Source organism: Microbispora sp. ATCC PTA-5024, assembly GCF_000511135.2.
Taxonomy (GTDB): domain Bacteria; phylum Actinomycetota; class Actinomycetes; order Streptosporangiales; family Streptosporangiaceae; genus Microbispora; species Microbispora corallina.
In genome coordinates, this window is the sequence record NZ_KI866522.1 from 1613210 (window position 1) to 1629311 (window position 16102).

The 16102-nt window shown below is 71.0% G+C and carries 15 protein-coding genes; 8 read left to right on the top strand and 7 right to left on the bottom strand.

All coding sequences use genetic code 11. The features are described from left to right. Window positions 1-43 precede the first annotated feature (43 nt). Window positions 44-940, bottom strand: a complete 897-nt coding sequence (locus MPTA5024_RS07140) for an SDR family oxidoreductase (protein WP_036320933.1) — start codon at window positions 938-940, stop codon at window positions 44-46. A gap of 114 nt (window positions 941-1054) precedes the next feature. Here MPTA5024_RS07140 and MPTA5024_RS07145 point away from each other — a divergent pair, with 114 nt between their 5' ends. From MPTA5024_RS07145 to MPTA5024_RS07160, 4 genes are all read left to right on the top strand, one after another. Then, the gene (locus MPTA5024_RS07145; protein WP_232326253.1) at window positions 1055-1744 is read left to right on the top strand and encodes a winged helix-turn-helix transcriptional regulator; all 690 of its coding nucleotides are present in this window, start codon (window positions 1055-1057) and stop codon (window positions 1742-1744) included. Between the two features lie 92 nt (window positions 1745-1836). Continuing rightward, window positions 1837-2271, top strand: coding sequence for an SgcJ/EcaC family oxidoreductase (locus MPTA5024_RS07150; protein WP_051457802.1), 435 nt, complete (start codon window positions 1837-1839; stop codon window positions 2269-2271). A 68-nt stretch (window positions 2272-2339) separates the two neighbouring features. Continuing rightward, on the top strand, window positions 2340-2957 hold the full coding sequence (locus MPTA5024_RS07155; RefSeq protein WP_036323504.1) for a dihydrofolate reductase family protein: 618 nt from the start codon (window positions 2340-2342) through the stop codon (window positions 2955-2957). Between the two features lie 2 nt (window positions 2958-2959). After that, window positions 2960-3361, top strand: a complete 402-nt coding sequence (locus MPTA5024_RS07160; RefSeq protein WP_036320935.1) for a VOC family protein — start codon at window positions 2960-2962, stop codon at window positions 3359-3361. A gap of 57 nt (window positions 3362-3418) precedes the next feature. Here MPTA5024_RS07160 and MPTA5024_RS07165 read toward each other — a convergent pair whose 3' ends face one another. Then, a complete protein-coding gene (locus tag MPTA5024_RS07165; RefSeq protein WP_051457804.1) occupies window positions 3419-5056 on the bottom strand; it encodes a GH39 family glycosyl hydrolase in 1638 nt (545 codons plus the stop codon). 214 nt (window positions 5057-5270) lie between these two features. Between MPTA5024_RS07165 and MPTA5024_RS07170 the strand changes: the two genes are divergently transcribed. Further along, window positions 5271-6281, top strand: a complete 1011-nt coding sequence (locus MPTA5024_RS07170; protein WP_232326256.1) for a LacI family DNA-binding transcriptional regulator — start codon at window positions 5271-5273, stop codon at window positions 6279-6281. Window positions 6282-6305: 24 nt separating this feature from the next. Here MPTA5024_RS07170 and MPTA5024_RS07175 read toward each other — a convergent pair whose 3' ends face one another. Continuing rightward, window positions 6306-6677: a DUF5997 family protein gene (locus tag MPTA5024_RS07175; protein WP_084369472.1), complete on the bottom strand. Its 372-nt coding sequence runs from the start codon at window positions 6675-6677 to the stop codon at window positions 6306-6308. A gap of 56 nt (window positions 6678-6733) precedes the next feature. Between MPTA5024_RS07175 and MPTA5024_RS07180 the strand changes: the two genes are divergently transcribed. Further along, complete coding sequence (locus tag MPTA5024_RS07180; RefSeq protein ID WP_036320940.1) at window positions 6734-7462, top strand: LysR family substrate-binding domain-containing protein; 729 nt, start codon at window positions 6734-6736, stop codon at window positions 7460-7462. Window positions 7463-7489: 27 nt separating this feature from the next. On the opposite strand, the gene MPTA5024_RS07185 is transcribed toward MPTA5024_RS07180, so the two are convergent. Continuing rightward, window positions 7490-8506 (bottom strand): aldo/keto reductase, encoded by a 1017-nt coding sequence (locus MPTA5024_RS07185; RefSeq protein WP_036323506.1) that lies wholly within the window; start codon window positions 8504-8506, stop codon window positions 7490-7492. A gap of 142 nt (window positions 8507-8648) precedes the next feature. Between MPTA5024_RS07185 and MPTA5024_RS07190 the strand changes: the two genes are divergently transcribed. Together MPTA5024_RS07190 and MPTA5024_RS07195 are read left to right on the top strand one after the other, a co-directional pair. Continuing rightward, a complete protein-coding gene (locus MPTA5024_RS07190; protein WP_198166990.1) occupies window positions 8649-9194 on the top strand; it encodes a TetR/AcrR family transcriptional regulator in 546 nt (181 codons plus the stop codon). Window positions 9195-9304: 110 nt separating this feature from the next. Continuing rightward, window positions 9305-9946 (top strand): carbonic anhydrase, encoded by a 642-nt coding sequence (locus MPTA5024_RS07195; protein WP_036320944.1) that lies wholly within the window; start codon window positions 9305-9307, stop codon window positions 9944-9946. Window positions 9947-10078: 132 nt separating this feature from the next. Here the strand turns inward: MPTA5024_RS07195 and MPTA5024_RS07200 are convergent, their stop codons facing one another. The 3 genes from MPTA5024_RS07200 to MPTA5024_RS07210 all read right to left on the bottom strand — a co-directional run bounded on the left by MPTA5024_RS07200 (window position 10079) and on the right by MPTA5024_RS07210 (window position 15811). Then, window positions 10079-11056, bottom strand: a complete 978-nt coding sequence (locus tag MPTA5024_RS07200) for an L-threonylcarbamoyladenylate synthase (RefSeq protein WP_232326263.1) — start codon at window positions 11054-11056, stop codon at window positions 10079-10081. Window positions 11057-11167: 111 nt separating this feature from the next. Further along, window positions 11168-12802 carry a hypothetical protein gene (locus MPTA5024_RS07205; RefSeq protein ID WP_036320950.1) on the bottom strand — a complete coding sequence of 545 codons (1635 nt, stop codon included), beginning with the start codon at window positions 12800-12802 and terminating at the stop codon, window positions 11168-11170. Window positions 12803-12946: 144 nt separating this feature from the next. After that, the gene (locus MPTA5024_RS07210) at window positions 12947-15811 is read right to left on the bottom strand and encodes a helix-turn-helix transcriptional regulator (protein ID WP_036320952.1); all 2865 of its coding nucleotides are present in this window, start codon (window positions 15809-15811) and stop codon (window positions 12947-12949) included. Between the last annotated feature and the right edge of the window lie 291 nt (window positions 15812-16102).

Below are 16102 nucleotides of genomic sequence, written 5' to 3' on the forward strand. Positions count from 1 at the left end.
CTCTCCGGCTCTGTGTCCTGATGCATTGTCGTCTCCGCTCCGGTCAGGCCGGGGTGACGGTGTAGTCGGCGGCGCCGCGGAAGACGTCGGCGTTGCGACGGGCGAACTGCGCGAACGTGGTCGGTTCGATACCGAAACGCTCGTGGGTGGACAGGTCGACGGTCGAGCGGCCCAGCCGCTTCCGCTCCTGGAAGAGCTGCGCGAACGCCCTCGCGCGCGGGGGCGGGTATCCGGCGGCCAGCCAGTCGCGCTGCTTCTCCTCGGAGGTCACGTCGCGGTAGCGGACCGGCCTGCCGATGGCGTCGGAGAGGTGCTTGGCGGCGTCGGCCATGGTGAGGGCCTCCGGCCCGGTCATCGGATAGGTCACCCCTTCGTGGCCCGGGGTGGTGAGCACGGCGTAGGCGACCTTGGCGATGTCCTCGATGTCGACGGGGGCGAGCGTGGTGTCGCCGAGCGGCAGGCGGAGCTCGCCGTGGGCGACGATGTCGGGCACCTCCTCGAAGTACACCTGCATGAACTGGCTCGGCCGCAGCAGCGTCCACGGCAGGCCGGAGGCGAGCAGGTACCGCAGGACCTGCTCGTGGCTGCGGCTGGAGCGGAACCGTTCGTTGTCGAACCCCTCGATCGAGTCCTTGCCGGAGAACTTCACGAGGTGGCCGACGCCGGCCTTGACCGCGGCGTCGATGAACGTGCACTGGGTCTCCAGCAGCTCCGGGCCGGCGCCGCTGATCATCAGCGCGCGGTCCACCCCGTCCAGCGCGGACTCCAGCGTCTCTGGCCAGAGCATGTCGCCGTGGACGACCTCGACGCCCGGCAGTGCCCGCAGGTCGCCGGCCTTGTCCGGGTCGCGCACGAGTGCACGGACCGGTGTGCCGTGCCGGGCGAACTCGCGCACGGTGGCCGATCCGGGACGTCCGTTGGCTCCTGTGATGAGGATCATCGCTCCTGCTTTCAGATCGGGAACGGCTCGAAGATTACATATGAGAACCTTTTAGTACAACTTCGATACCGACTGAATTCGTTGTGGAAGTGCCCGCCGGATAGACTCGACGGCGTGGCAAGCAACGACGGCGTGGGAAGCACGCGAACCTACGGCGACGCCTGCGCGGCCGCACACGCCCTCGACCTGGTCGGCGAGCGGTGGGCCCTCCTGGTCGTCCGCGAACTGCTTCTCGGCCCCAAACGCTTCAGCGACCTGCGAAGCGGCCTGCCGAACGCGGGCCCCAACCGCCTGTCCCAGCGGCTGCGCGAGCTCGAACACTCCGGCATCGTGCGCCGCCGCAGGCTCGGCCCGCCCGCCCGGTCCTCGGTGTACGAGCTGACCGACTGGGGGCGCCAGCTTCAACCGGTCCTGGTCCACCTCGGCCGCTGGGGCCGCCGGTCACCGTTCCGCGACCTCGACGCCGGCATCAGCGTCGACGCCCTCATGCTGGCGCTCTCCGGGGACTTCTCCGCCGAGGCGAGCGACGGCCTGTCCGCCGTCTACGCCCTGGTCTTCGGCGACGACCACATCACCGTCCGCGTCGCCGGCGGCGCCATCGACATCACCCGCGGCGAACCCGCCGCCCCCGACGCGACCGTCACCACCGACCCCAGGACGTTCGCCACCGTGCTGACCCGTAGACGCCGCCTGGAGGACGCCGTCCGCGCCGGAGACCTCACGGTGTCCGGCGACGTCACCGCGGTCGAGCGCCTGCTCGACTCCTTTCCCCGTCCCGAAACGGCCGAGGCTCCGCCGGCATGACGGGGCGCCGGGCCCCTGTCCAAAACGGCGCAGGTGCCGCGTCGGTTGATCGGGCGGCCGCACCGGCGGCCCTGTCATGGACGGAGGATGAGATGAGCGCAGATCTTCACGAGCAGGCGGAGCCGGGAGGCGTCGCGTCGGCGCACGACGGGGAGCGCGCCGTACTCGCCGTGTTCGACGCCACGTCGGGCGCGTGGGCGGACGGCGACGGCGCCGCGTTCGCCGGCCGGTACGCCGAGAACGCCACGGTGATCCTCCCCGGGGTCCACCTGCGCGGCAGAGCGGACATCCAGAGGAGCATGGGCGACGCCTTCGCCGGCCCGTTGAAGGGGTCGAGACGCGTCCACACCCCGCAGAGCATCAGGTTCGTCGCCGAGGACGTGGCGGTCGTGGTCACCCGGAGCGCCACCGTGTTCCCCGGCGAGGACACCCCTCCGCCCGGCCGGTGGGAGCTGGCGACCTGGACCTTCGCACGACGCGACGGCAGGTGGCTCGTCGAGACGTACCACAGTTGCCCCGCAGACTGATCGAGGACGCGTCCGATCGGCCGCGTCACGAGCTCACCGGATCGGACCGAAGCTGAATGGAGAAGGCGATGAACCGCCTCATCGTGCACATGCAGGCGTCCATGGACGGATTCGTCGGCAGCGACGTCGGGGGATCCACCTGGCAGCTGTGGGACTGGGGGCCCGACTGGCCGTGGAGCGCCGATGTGAGGAAGCGCTTCAACGACGTGGTCGGCGCCGCCTCGGGCATCCTCCTGAGCCGCCCGATGATCACCGAAGGGTACCTCGGCCACTGGCGACGGACCGCGGACGAGCACCCGGACGACCCCGACTACCGCTTCGCGCACCGTATCGGCGAGCTGCCCACGTTCGTGGTCACCGGACACAGCCTGGACGGCGACTGGCCGAGGACCACGGTCATCAACGCCCCGCTCGCCGAGGGCGTACGCCGGGCTCTGACGACGGCCGGTGGAGACGTGATCTGTTTCGGCGGCGCCGGGTTCGTCAACGGCCTCCTCCGCGAGGATCTCGTCGACGAACTCCACCTGTTCGTCAACCCCGGCGTCGCCGGGGAGGGCCCACGGATCTTCGACCGGACAATGAGCCGCGACTCCTACGAGCTGGTCGACGCGTCCCCGTCCGACTGCGGGATCCTGCTGGCCAGGTGGAGGAGACGCCGCCGTTCGCCGGCCGAGACAGGAGCCTGACCATGGAGACCTGGGCGCCCGCCATCACCGCCATCACGCTCTTCGTCGAGGATCTCGCCGCCTCGAAGGCGTTCTACACGGACGTGTTCCAGCTGCCCGTCCACTATGAAGATCCCCACAGCGTGGTGTTCCGCGTCGGATCCACGCTCGTCAACCTGCTGTCCGTCGCGGAGGCTCCCGGCCTGGTCGCGCCGGCCAGAGCGGGAACGTCGGACTCTGACGCCCGGGCCGTTCTCACGATAACCGTGGACGATGTCGACGCCGTGGCCGCCGGCGTCGTCTCACGTGGCGCCGTGCTCCTGAACGGTCCTGTGAACCGGCCATGGGGAGTGCGTACGGCGAGCTTCAGGGACCCCGCCGGCCACATCTGGGAGATCGCCGGCGAACCCACCGCCGCCGGCTGAACCTCGAAGGGGTACCGGTCGGACGGGCCGAGCCGTCCGACCGGCGGCCAGGATCCCCTATGCCGACTGCCTCACCGACATCACGGCCCACGGCGCGAGTTCGACGTCGAGGTCGAGCACACCGGTGCCGGGCACGGTCAGCGTGAACCTGAGGAGCGAGTCGGCGACTCCGCTCAGGTGCTCGATCTCCGCCCGGGACGGGTTGAGGGGGGATCCGAGCCGGTACCACGCCTCGGCCACGTTCCCGTGCTCCCAGTCGAGGATCTCGACGAGGAACGCGGTGCCCGGCTCGAGTCCGCCGATCGCGTGCCGGATCCTCCGGCTCGGCCCGATCTCGGCCCGCGCGCGTGTCGCCGGGTACGTCTCCTCCGAGCCGACGGCCCTCATGCCCATGTCGCCGGGGTAGTTGAAGAACAGCGCCGACACGGCCGACGTCCGGCTGTCCCGGGTCACGACCCCGTCGGACGTCTCCAGGAGCAGCCGGTCGCCGAGTCGTTCCAGCATCGTGAACGCGTGGAACGTGGGCTTGTGGACGCCGGCCTCGTTCACGAGGCCGAACCCGCCGTGGAACGGCCCGATCCCGGCGCCTCCCTCCTCGAACACGTCGGTGAAGGTCCAGTAGGAGATCGAGTCGGCGAGGGTGGCGCACTTCAGGTACGACCGCGTGATGGAGGTCGCGGCGAACACCGTGTCGTGGATGAAGTCGCGCGATGACGGCGACGTCGACCACTCGGTGATGTGGATCTCCGCGTCGGGGTACGCGCTGTTCCTCACGAGCTCGCGCAGCAGGGTCAGGTCGTCGAACGTCGCGTCCGCGTACCGGGTGATCGGCACCGCCTCGCCGTCGGCGCCGAACGCGTAGTCGGTGGGGTACGTGTGGGTCGAGATGAAGTCGATCGGGAGCTCGCGCTCCGCGCACCAGGCGATGAAGTCCTCGATCCACACCGGGCGCCAGTCGAGCGCGTCGACGTCGGCCGCGGCGGCCGTCCCGGTCATCGCGGAGCGGTCCTCGACCTCGCCCTTGTAGCGGTCGTCGGGCACGAAGACGCTCGTCGCGGGACCGCCGACCTTCAACGCGGGGTCGATCGCCTTGATCGCCCGCACGGTCTGCGCGTAAAGCTCGAAGTACTCGGTCTTCGTCCCGGTCCAGAAGTGGGGAACGAGGTTCGGCTCGTTCCACACCTCGAATCGCCACTCCCGCACCTCGGCGATGCCGTACCGGTCGATCCAGTGCTCGACCGACCTCGTGACCAGCTCGACCCAGCGCGCCATGTCCTTCGGCGGACTGCAGTGAGCGCCCCACCAGAACAGCGTCTCCGTCACCGTCGCCAGCTCGCGCGGCATGAAGCCCAGCTCGACGAAGGGGCGGACGCCGCGGTCCAGGATGAAGTCGAACACCTTGTCCACATAGCTGAACGTGTACACGGGCGAGGCGAGGGGCGAGTTCGGGCCGAAGCCGCCGCCGTAGCTCTCCCGGTAGACGAACATGTCGTCGTGGAAGACGCCGTGAAAGCGGATGTACTGAAATCCCAGGGTGTCGACGGCCTCGGCGAACTGCCGCTGCCAGTCGGCGCGCAGTGCCTCGTTCGCCCGTCCGGCGCCGACACACCTGCTCCAGACGTGCGGGAGCGCGCTCTCGTCGCACAGCCTCCCGTCGATCCGCAACCGGGGTTCGGACACGTCGTCGTTCGTCATGCGTTACCCGCCGTCGAATGGAGAGCTTCGAAAATATTTCGCAAGATATTCGGTACTGCCTGGACAGTAGGGTGGCCTCTCTCCGGTGTCAACGGGTGGACAAGGCAGAGTGCCTGGCACGGGATGAACGAAGATCTCCGTGGTAGGTTCGAAATAGTTTCGTAGCTCGGAAGGGGCCCTCATGCGGCGGCGAGGTCGTTCGGAGCGAGCCACCTTGGCGGACGTCGCCCGGCTGGCCGGCGTCTCGCCGACGACCGCCTCCAAGGTCCTCAACGGGCGCAGCGACGTGGGGGCGAACACGCGCGAGCTCGTTCTCGGCGTCATGGCCGAGATCGGCTACAGGCCGACGGCGGCGCGTCACGAGCAGACCCGGGAACGGGCCCTCGTCACCGTGCTCGACATCGTGGAGTCCCGTTACGCCGGGACCGTGCTCCAGGGGATCCTCGTGGCCGCGACCTCCGCGCAGGCCGAGCTCCTCCTGCGCCTGCCGCCCGGCGAATCGATCAGCACGAACCGCACGGCGGCGCGTTCCTGGATGGTGGAGCAGAAGAAGTCCGGCGTCGTCGGTCTCATCGCGCTCGCCGTCGCCGTGCCCGACTCGGTGCTCCTCGCCGCCGAGGATCTCGAGGTGCCCGTCGTGGCGATCGACCCGATCGACACGACCGAGTCTCGGGTCGTCAGCATCGGCTCCACCAACTGGGCGGGCGGCCGTTCGGCGACCGAGCACGTCATCAGGCTCGGCCACCGCAGGATCGCCTGGATCGGCGGCCCACTGGGCTCCGCCCCCTCGGTGGAACGCTTCCACGGGTACCAGGCCGCGCTCGACTCCGCCGGCATCGCGCCGGACCGCGCACTGGTCCGCCACGAGGCGTTCTCCGTCGAGGCGGGACTCCGGCACGGCCACGACGTCCTCACGCTCGCCGAGCGGCCGACCGCGATCGTCGCGGGCAACGACGAGATCGCCGCCGGGGTCCTCGCCGCGGCCAAGGAGCTTCACATCGCCGTCCCGGGTGAGCTGTCGGTCACCGGGTTCGACGACACGCCGCAGACCGAGTGGACCGCGCCCCGGCTGACGTCCGTCCGGCAGCCTCTCGTCGGCATGGGCCGGATGGCCGTCGAGACCGTCCTCGGCATGGCGGACGGCGTCCAGCCCGCCTCCCGGCACCTCCAGCTGGCGACGACGCTCAGCGTCCGCGAGTCGACGGGCCCCGCCCCGTCGTCCTGATCCGCGCGGCCGACCGGCCGCCGTCTAGCGTTGCCTGAGGCGGAGTGCCTCTTTGCGGACCTCGGCCTGGACGGACCGCTCCCGCTCCAGCCACTCCGGGTTCTCCGCCTTCAGCGCGTCGATCTCGGCGGTGGTGAGCGGTCCGGTGATGCCACCTCTGATCAGGCCGGAGATGGAGATCTTGAGCTTCGCGGCGATGACCTGCTTGGGATGCGGGCCGTTGCGGCGCAGGTCGACGAGCCAGGCCGGAGGCTTCGCCTGCAACTCGTTCAGCTCGTCCCTGGAGACGACACCCTCCTGGAACTCGGCGGGAGTGGCCGAGAGGAGGACACCCAGTTTCTTGGCCGCGGTCGCGGGCTTCATCGTCTGGATGGATTTCGGTCTGGGCGAGCTCATAGACGTCAAGACTAGTCAGTCGGAGCGGGTTCCCAGGACATCGGTAGCCTGAGCGAGTGACTGACGGACAGACCGGCGGAACGTTCCGGCTGGCGTACGCGCCCGGGGTGACGCCCGCGAAATGGGTCAACACCTGGACCGAGAGAATGCCCGACGTGCCGATCATCCTGGTCCCGGTGCCCGCCGCCGAGGTGGTGGGACTCCTGCGGGACGGCGGCGCCGACGCCGGATTCGCCAGGCTGCCGATCGACCGGGACGGGCTGAGCGTGATTCCTCTCTACGTCGAGACCACGGTGGTCGTGGTGCCCAAGGACCACGCGGTGACCGCCGCCGACGAGGTGACCGTCGCCGACCTCGCCGACGACGAGGTGCTCCATCCGCTGGACGACACCATCGAATGGACGGTCCGGCCCGGACTGCCCGCGTTCACCCGCCCGGACACCACGTCGGAGGCGGTCGAGTTGGTGGCGTCCGGCGCCGGGGTTCTCCTGGTCCCTCAGTCGCTGGCCCGCCTCCACCACCGCAGGGATCTCACGTACCGGCCGGTGCTGGACGCGCCGCAGTCCCAGGTCGCGCTGACCTGGCCCACGGACGCGACCACCGACCTGGTGGAGGATTTCATCGGCATCGTCCGCGGCCGGACGGTGAACAGCTCGCGGGGCCGTACCCCCGCCTCCCCCGCGGAGAAGCCGGCCCGGCGGCAGGCACAGAAACCCGCGCAGAACGGCTCCGGTCGCCGGGCCGTGCCGTCCGGCCGTAAGAGGAGGGGCAACCGGCCTCGGTGACCCCTGAGTCCCGGACCCGTCGCATCCCTATCGCCCGGTGGTCACGCCGTTGACGGGTACGAGGGTGGCGGACCGGGAGATCTCATCGAGGTGGCCGGCGACCTCGGCGGGGAGGTCCAGGGTGAACCCGGCGAGGTTGCCCTGGAACTGCTCAAGGGTGCGGGGGCCGACGATGACGGAGGTGACGCCCGGCCGGCGCCGCGCCCAGGCCAGGGCCACGGCCGTCGGCGTCGTGGCCAGGTCGGCCGCGACCTCGACCACCTGGTCGGCGATCTCGAGGTTGGGCTCGTTGAGCAGTCCGTCGGCCCAGGCCCGGGCCATGGGCAGCGTGGAGGCGTGCAGCCGTCCCATCCGCGTGTCGGCCCCGGGGGCGGCTCCGCGGCGGTACCGGCCTGTCAGCACTCCACCCCCGAGCGGTGACCAGACCAGGGTGCCCAGGCCGTGGCGCCGGCAGGTCGGCAGGATCTCCGCCTCGATGCCGCGGGCCAGCAGCGAGTACTGCGGCTGGAGGCTGACGAAGGGCGTGGCGCCGAGGCGGTGAGCCGCCCACTGGGACTCCACGATCTGAGCCGCGGTGAAGTTCGAGCAGCCGAGGTAGCGGACCTTGCCGGAGCGCACGAAGCCGTCCAGGGTGGCCATCGTCTCTTCGATGGGCGTCGAGTCGTCCCACTGGTGGCACTGGTAGAGGTCGATGTAGTCGGTGCCGAGCCGGCGCAGGCTCGCCTCCAGCGCCCTGGTCAGGTGGACCCTCGACAGTCCCCTCTCGTTCGGGCCCGGCCCCTGCGGGAGGAACGCCTTGGTCGCCAGGACCACCGACTCGCGTCTGCCTTTGACGGCCCGGCCGACGATGCTTTCGGACTGGCCGCCGGAGTAGCCGTCCGCGGTGTCGATGATGTTGCCGCCCGCGTCGAGGAACGCGTCGACGATGCGGGCGGCCTCGGTCTCGTCGCAGCCGGCCACCGCGTGAGAGGTCCCGAAGTTCATGGTTCCCAGGCACACAGGAGAGACCTTGAGACCTGAGCGGCCCAGCGTCGTGTAGTCCATCGCGAAGTCCTTCCGTGGCCAGGACGGGGAATCGGCTACGATCCGGAACAGTCGTTCCGGGTAGTTCCGGGTCCAGAACATACGGAACAACCGTTCCGGATGTCAACGTGCGAGGACAGCGATGATCGATAGGGGCAGGCCCGTGCGCGCCGACGCGCGGCACAACCGGGCGCGCGTACTGGAGGCGGCCGAGGTGGTGTTGGCCCGCGACGGCCTGACGGCCTCGATGCGCGCCATCGCCCAGCACGCCGGCGTCGGACTGGGGACGATCTACCGGCACTTCCCGACCCAGGAGGCCCTCTACCAGGCCGTCATCATCGAGCGCGCACAGCGCCTGATCACCGAGGCGGACGCCTTGACGGTCGCCGACGACCCCGGCGAAGCGTTCTTCGAGTTCTTCACCCGGATCGTGGAGAACTCGACGCGGAACAAGACCCTGGCCGACGTGCTCACCCACGCCGGCCTCGATCCCAAGGCCGGCACGGCGGACGTCAGCCGAGACATGAGAGACGCCATCGAGCGGCTGTTGCTCCGCGCACAGGAGGCCGGCGCCGTCCGCGAGGACCTGCGCATGCCGGAGCTGCTGGCGCTGCTCGGGGCCGCGTGCATGGCGGCGGAACGCAACCAGTGGGGCGACGAACTCCGGACCCGGACACTGACGATCATCTTCGACGGGCTGCGCCCCTGAGACCGCCGCTGTTCCGGCAGGCAGGCCGATGGCGTCGCCCGTCGCTTTGGCATGCGCGGGAGGACCAGGCGGCGCGTCAGCCGGAGAAGGGCGTGGCTTAGGCTGCGGCCATGGCCGAGATCACGTCTCCGACTCCCGAAGAAGCCTTCGAGGTTCTGCTCGCCGGTAATCGCCGCTTCCTCGCGGGCACTCCCGAGCACCCGAACCAGGACGCGACACGCCGCACCGAGATCGCACCGGGCCAGCGCCCGTTCGCCGTCCTGTTCGGGTGTTCCGACTCCCGGTTGGCCGCAGAGATCATCTTCGATCGCGGCCTGGGCGACCTGTTCGTGGTGCGCACCGCGGGTCACGTGATGGGCGCGGAGGTGATCGGCAGCATCGAGTACGGCGTGGACGTGCTGGACTGCCCGCTCGTGGTGGTCCTCGGCCATGACTCGTGCGGCGCGGTCGGCGCCGCGTGCGCCGCGATCGAGGACGGGATGGCGCCGGCCGGGTACATCCGGGACGTCGTCGAGCGTGTGACGCCCAGCGTGCTCGCGGCCCGGGCCGCCGGACGCGTCCAGGCGGACGAGATCCTGGCCGAGCACATCCGGCACACGGTGGACCTGCTGCTGGACCGCTCTCGGGTGCTCGCCGACCGGGTCGACGCCGGCCGGGCCGCCGTCGTGGGCCTGTGCTACCGCCTCGCCGACGGCAGCGCCCAGGTGGTGGCGGCCCGCGGCCTCGACGTCACCGCCGGCTCCGCCTCGTGACCACTGCTCCGCCCGCCGCTACACAGCCCGCGTCCTGACCGCCTCCGCTGGTAGGCGGACGCGATCACGCTCCCCCTCCCGCACCTGGACGCCGCGGCGTCCGGGTGCCACGGGTGAGGAAGCGTGACGAGGTCAGGCGGAGGGGCGGGGCCCCGCGGCGCGGCGGAGCCGGTTGGCGATCGCCAGTCCCAGCCCCTCCTCCACCGGCAGGGAGGCGACGATGAGGTCACACCCCCGCTGGTCGAGCTCCCGCAGGAACCCGTACAGCCCGCGCGCGTACGCGGTCATCGAACCGGGGACCGCCACCACGGCGTGCGCCTTCACCGGGGCGCCGGCGAAGGAGGGGGGAAGAAGGACCCCCACCTGGTGCCCGAGCTCCTGCGCGAACTCCGCTTCGGCGACGACCTTCTCCGGCTCGACGAGGACGACCCGGGCACGCGGCGCGTAGTGGGACGGATGCTGACCCGGCACCCGGACGTGGCTCGTCGAGTGGACGGCAAGGGAGCGTCCCAGCACCGCTTCGAGGTCCTCGCGCGTCACCCCTCCGGGCCGGAGGACGCTCGGGACCTCGCCCGTGGCGTCGACGATGGTCGACTCGACGCCGACCGCGCAGGGGCCGCCGTCCAGGACGAAGTCGACGGCGTCGCCGAGCTCCGCACGGACGTGATTCGCCGTCGTCGGGCTGACCGAGCCGAAGCGGTTGGCGGACGGGGCCGCGACACCGCCGCCGAAGGCCGACAGCAGCGCGAGCGCGACCGGGTGGGCGGGCACACGCAGGGCCACCGTCTCCAGGCCACCGGTCGCTTCGAGGGGGACCCGGCGGCCGCGCCGCAGGACCAGCGTGAGCGGCCCCGGCCAGAAGCGTTCGGCCAGCAGGCGCGCCGTCGCGGGCACGTCCTCGGCCCAGTCGCCCAGGTGCTCCCCGCCACCGAGGTGGACGATCAGAGGGTGAGAGGGCGGGCGCCCCTTGACCTGAAAGACGCGCGCGACGGCGGCGGAGTCCTCGGCGTTCGCGCCCAGACCGTAGACGGTCTCGGTCGGGAAGGCCACCAGGCCTCCGGCGCGCAGCACCCCGGCCGCCTTCTCGATGTCACTGGTTCCTGCCGTCACCCTCACCATCCTCTCACTGATCCACGGCCCGTATACGCGTGGCCTCGCCAGCCGCCGCCACGGCGGAACCGGTCGGGGCGGCGGCGGCCTGTGGCTGTACTGAGGCGGCGGTTACTCGAAGATCAGTCCCACGCCCGGGACGCACTTGGGCTTCTTGGGAGCCGAGAGGAGGCCGTCGATGACCGTCGGAGTCTGCAGCGGCCCGCCTTGGATCCGTACCCCCGTGTAGAACTCATAGCGGACCGGCCGGAAGATGTCGCACGGGTCCTTGGGAATGTAGTCGGCCGGGATCCAGGTCGACCCGCCGCCGCCACCGCCGCCGGGGGAACCCGTGTCGGGGCCGCCCGGAACCGGCTCGCCGGGGAAGGGGAACGGGAGGACTTTGCCGGGGTCGAACCAGAGGTCGGTCGACAGGACGATGCCGGTCGGAGTGATGGCGCGGCACACGCTGTCGATCTCGGTCTCCTCGCAGAGCTGCGAGGAGTTGGTGGCCGCCCATTGCCCGACCGACTGGATCTCATCCGGCGTCGCGGCGGCCAGCGGCTGCGGGTTGATGGTCACGCGGTCGAAGTTCGGCCCCTGCGGGAAGAGTGCCGGCATCTTGGCCGCCAGGAAGGTCGCGAGCGCCTTGCCGATGGCCACCGAGCCAAGCTCGTTCGGGTGGAAGCTCTCCTGGAACGACTTGAAGATCTTGCCGCTCCACAGCACGTCCGGGCGGCGTACGAGGCCCTGGAAGTAGGAGTCGGGCTGGCCGAGCTCATGTCCCGCGACCACGCTGGTGCCGTTCGGCCCGGCCGTGTTCGGGTCGAAGATGTGGACCTTGGTGTTCGGATAGGCGGCCTGGAACTGCGCCACCCCGTCCCGGATGGCCTGGTTCACCTTGGTTGCGAAGGGATACATCAGGTCCATGGTGTGACCGGTGATCTCCTCGATGCCGGTGTTGCCCGACGCCTTGACAGGCAGCGGGTAGAGCGCCACGACGATCTCCGCCACCGGGTGGGTCTCCCGGACGGTTTCCAATCCCTGAACGATCTTGCCCGGCAGAGGGGTGATCCGCGACTGCAGCAGGCCCACCTCGAGAGCGACCGCCTGCTCCTGGTCGGTCTGCCAGGTGAACACTCCGAAGCGGCCGGTGGCCGGGTTCAGGTACGCCTCGGCCGCGGTGCTGACCAGGTCGGCGAAACCGGCGTCGTTGCCGCCGAGCCCGAAGTAGACGAGCTTGGCCATGGTCGGGACGTCCTGAGCCTGTGGCGGATTACGGACGACCGTTCCGCCCTTCTCCGTCTGCGGCTCGTTCAGGTGTTTGATCCACGCGCCGGACGAGGCATGGAAGAAGAGCCGGTCGCGCGCGAACCCGGTCAGCATCGTGTCCGAGGTGAGGGTCGGCCAGTACAGCGGGTAGCGGCCCATCTCCAGGCCCGTCCAGGCCACGGCGAAGGGGGCCAGACCGGACCTGTGGGTCCAGTCCTCGCTGCCGTCGGACTTCGTCACGTACGTGTGGTTGTGGCTCGCGCCCTCTCCGCTGGTGTAGCTGTCGCCGTAGACGACCGCGTCGTACGGATCCGGTCCCGGCACGTCCACACAGGTCGGCGGGCACGGCAGCGGGACCGGCAGCGGCGGGCGCGGCGGGAGCGGAACGCCGGACGGCAGCGGCGAGAACGTCGGGAACGGGGGTCGAGTCGGCAGCGGGATCGGATCGGCGCTGGCCACGGTGGCCGGCAGGAGCAGCCCCAGGGCGGCGAACAACGTCGTCAGTACGACGTATGCCCGGGTGCGTCTTGGGTCACGGGAGGGTGACATGCGAACCTCTCTCGATGATCGCGTGGCTTGCCGCAGCAGCATGCTCCGCGGCGGCCGTCGTTAGCATCGGGCGGTTCCCTACCGCACCCCCTACATCGATCCGCCGTCCGGGCCGGCGGCTGCCCGGTCGTCCGCGGCCCGCGCGTCCGCGGCCAGGTGCTGGCTCAGCGTGACGCGCGACTGGACGCCGAGCTTGGCGAAGGTGCGCGAGAGGTGAGCCTCCACGGTCTTGGGGCTCAGGTACAGCCGCTCCGCGATCTGCTGGTTGGTCAGTCCGTCCGCCGCGAGGTCGGCGATCTGCCGTTCCCGGGTGGTGAGCGCGGAGAGCGGGCCGGCCGGTTGCCGCTGTCTCCGGGGCGCCCGGGCGGCCAGCCGTCGTTCGTCGCGGGTCAACGCGGCGGAAAGCCAGGCCGCCCCGGTGGCGGCGTACAGGGATTTGGCCCGGCCTATCTCGTCGCGGACCTTCCCGACCGAACCCAGAGCGGCATACAGTTCGGCGGCGAGTTGCCGCGTGAGCCCCTCCTCGACCGGGGCGCCGGCGGCGGCGAAATGGTCGGCGCCCCGTGCCGCGTGGACAACCGCTTCCTTCGGTCTCCCGGAGAGCATGAGCACCTTCGCCTGCGCTCGGTGCGCGGACCCCAGTTGATGGGCCAGACCCGACTTCCTCGCCCGGGAAAGGGCGTCTTCGGCGAGGGAGCCGGCCTCGGACGGGGCACCGGCGATGGCTGTGACCATCGCCTGGAGGGCCAGGCAGCTCGTCGTGGTCGGTTCGTCGCCCGGGTCCTCCCAGGTCAGCACGGCGAGAGCGCGGTCCGGCCGCCCGGCCTCGGCGTAGACCAGCGCGAGGTCGAGTTGCGCCAGCCCGGACCACCAGCCGGACCGGGGCCGGGTCCCGGAGATCCGTTCGGCCAGCTCCAAGGCGGCTCGCGGCCCGTCCCGCCACAACAGCGGACGCAGCAACAGGATGCTGGACATGGCCAGGGTCTCCCCGCTGTGGATCAGCCGGGACGACTCGCGGGCCTCCTCTGCGGCGGTCATCGCCTCGGACAGCCGTCCCTGCCGCTCGTTCAGCGCGGACAGGGCGATGAGGAGGTACGGCACGCTGTGGCTACGCCCGGCACGATGGGCGATGTCCAGCCCGCGGCGCAGATGCCGCGAGGCGTCGTCGTAGCGTCGCAGGTGGATCTCGACCCAGGCCAGCGGTGCGATCAGCTCAAGGTGCGGTGCGAGGACGTCGTCGGTCATGGCGTCCGTCAACCACGCCGCCCGGTCGGTCTCGCGCCGGCTCTGTGCCACATGGCCGTCGCGCAGGCTGGCCAACGCGTGGATGGTGCGGGCGGCTGATTCCAGCGCCTCGTCGTCCGCGTCGCTCAGGGACCGGATCGCGTCGGCGGCCGCGAGCCGGGCCTTTCCCGGCTCCCGCCCCATCAACTCGACCGCGGCCAGCCCGACCTGGGCCAGGCTGGTCGACCGGTCGCGCGCGTGCGGCCGGGTCAGCTCGGTGGTGACAAGTGCCTTCGCCTCGTCGTAGTCGCCGAGCAGGCGATAGATCATCGAGGAGAAGCTCACCGCCGCGATCCGCAGCGGCCCCGGCGCCCGCATCACCTCCTGCAGGATCTGCCGGCTGGCCGCCAGATCGCCGGTCACCCCCAGCGCGCGGCCCAGCGCCCATTGCAGTTGGACCCGCCACAAGGCCAGGTCCGCCTCGTCCGGCAGCAACCGGATCGCTGTCCGCAACAGCCGGACGGCGGTGGACGGAGCGGCGTCCAGTGCCGCCGAGGCCGCCGCCTCCAGCGTTCGCACCGCCTGCACGTCGCCGTGCTGCGCCGATCGCGCGGTGTGGTGGGCCAGCAGTTGCAGCGGGCCGCCGTTGCCGCGCAGGTGCTCCGCCGCCCGGTCGTGGGCGCGGGAGCGCCAGGCCGCGCCGGACATCCAGTACGCCGCCGCCCTGATCAAGGGGTGACGGAACCGGAACGCGGCATCGGCCTCGACCACCAGGCCCACGCCGACCAGGTGGTCGATGGCGCGATCGAGGGCGGCCTCCGGCAGTTCGGTGATGGACGCGAGGAGGTCCAGCGAGATCGGCTCTCCGGCCACCGCCGCCGCGCAGGCCACCTGCCGGACCTCCGGCGTCAGGGCGGTCAGTTCGGTGCTGAGCACGTCGAGCAGTGCCCGCTCGGGTGCGCCGGTCGCCGCGCCACCGGCCTCCCCGAAGGCCGTCAGCGTCTCCACGCCCGCGTCGGCGAGCACCTGGAGGTAGAGCGGGTTTCCGTGGGTGGTGCGGTACAGCAGTCGTCGCCGGCCGCGGTCCGCCTCCGGCAACAGCGCCGCCACGTCGGTCTCACTGAGCGGGGCGAGACCGATGTGGACGGCGGCCTCGCCGAGTTCGGCGACGGCCCGGGCGATGCCCGCGGGCACCTGGGCCGCGCGGTACGCGGTGGCGAGCAGCAGCGGGGCCCGCGGCGGGCGGCGCAGCAGATACTCGGTCAGCTCCACGGAGGACTGATCCGCCCAGTGCAGGTCGTCGAGGACGATGGCGACCGGGCCGGCGGCCCCCTGGTCTTCGATGAGCCGGCGCGCCCGTTGGAAGAGCCGGTAGCGGCCGAGCCCCGCCCGCCGGGCCTCGGACGGCCCGGTGGCGTCCAGCAGCAACTCGGTCAGCGCACCCTGGGCGTCCCGGCTCGGATCACCCGGCTGGGGTTCGAACGCCGCGATGTAGACCCCGAACGGTACGTGACGTTCGAACTCGGTCGCCTGACCGTGATGGACGGCGAAGCCACGGGCCCGGGCCATCTCAGCCAGTTCGGCGAGCAGACGGGTCTTCCCCATCCCCGGGTCGCCACGCACCGCCACGGCCCGCAGCGCTCCGTCCGCCGCGCCCGACACGGCCCTTGCGAGAAGGCTGAGCTCACGGTCGCGACCGATCAGCCTGCCGTATGCCGGTCCGTTGGCCATCTCGCCCTACCCGAGTCCGGTGAGTGAAGACAGCAGTGACACTCAGACTAGTGACATGATCGTCGGTTGAGAATATCTCGCTGTTTCCGGGAGATGGAGGGCCCAGGGCTGACCTGCCCCGTCGATCCGTGCGCGCCGGCCGTCCGGCGGGAGGCGGTGCCGTACGAGTGCGTCGTGTTGCTGCCGTTGGGGCAGCACGACTCGACGGCACCCTCCGCGAAGATGCAGGTGTTCGGCGAGTACCCCGTCGCAGGGCCGGCGTAGGAGCAGAGGCCATACTGCTACTGCGCC

Coding starts and splice junctions, on each gene's coding strand:
- MPTA5024_RS07140 (WP_036320933.1), bottom strand. CDS start 940: ATGATCCTCATCACAGGAGCCAACGGACGTCCCGGATCGGCCACCGTG.
- MPTA5024_RS07195 (WP_036320944.1), top strand. CDS start 9,305: ATGGCCGAGATCACGTCTCCGACTCCCGAAGAAGCCTTCGAGGTTCTG.
- MPTA5024_RS07185 (WP_036323506.1), bottom strand. CDS start 8,506: ATGGACTACACGACGCTGGGCCGCTCAGGTCTCAAGGTCTCTCCTGTG.
- MPTA5024_RS07175 (WP_084369472.1), bottom strand. CDS start 6,677: ATGAGCTCGCCCAGACCGAAATCCATCCAGACGATGAAGCCCGCGACC.
- MPTA5024_RS07165 (WP_051457804.1), bottom strand. CDS start 5,056: ATGACGAACGACGACGTGTCCGAACCCCGGTTGCGGATCGACGGGAGG.
- MPTA5024_RS07160 (WP_036320935.1), top strand. CDS start 2,960: ATGGAGACCTGGGCGCCCGCCATCACCGCCATCACGCTCTTCGTCGAG.
- MPTA5024_RS07155 (WP_036323504.1), top strand. CDS start 2,340: ATGAACCGCCTCATCGTGCACATGCAGGCGTCCATGGACGGATTCGTC.
- MPTA5024_RS07210 (WP_036320952.1), bottom strand. CDS start 15,811: ATGGCCAACGGACCGGCATACGGCAGGCTGATCGGTCGCGACCGTGAG.
- MPTA5024_RS07150 (WP_051457802.1), top strand. CDS start 1,837: ATGAGCGCAGATCTTCACGAGCAGGCGGAGCCGGGAGGCGTCGCGTCG.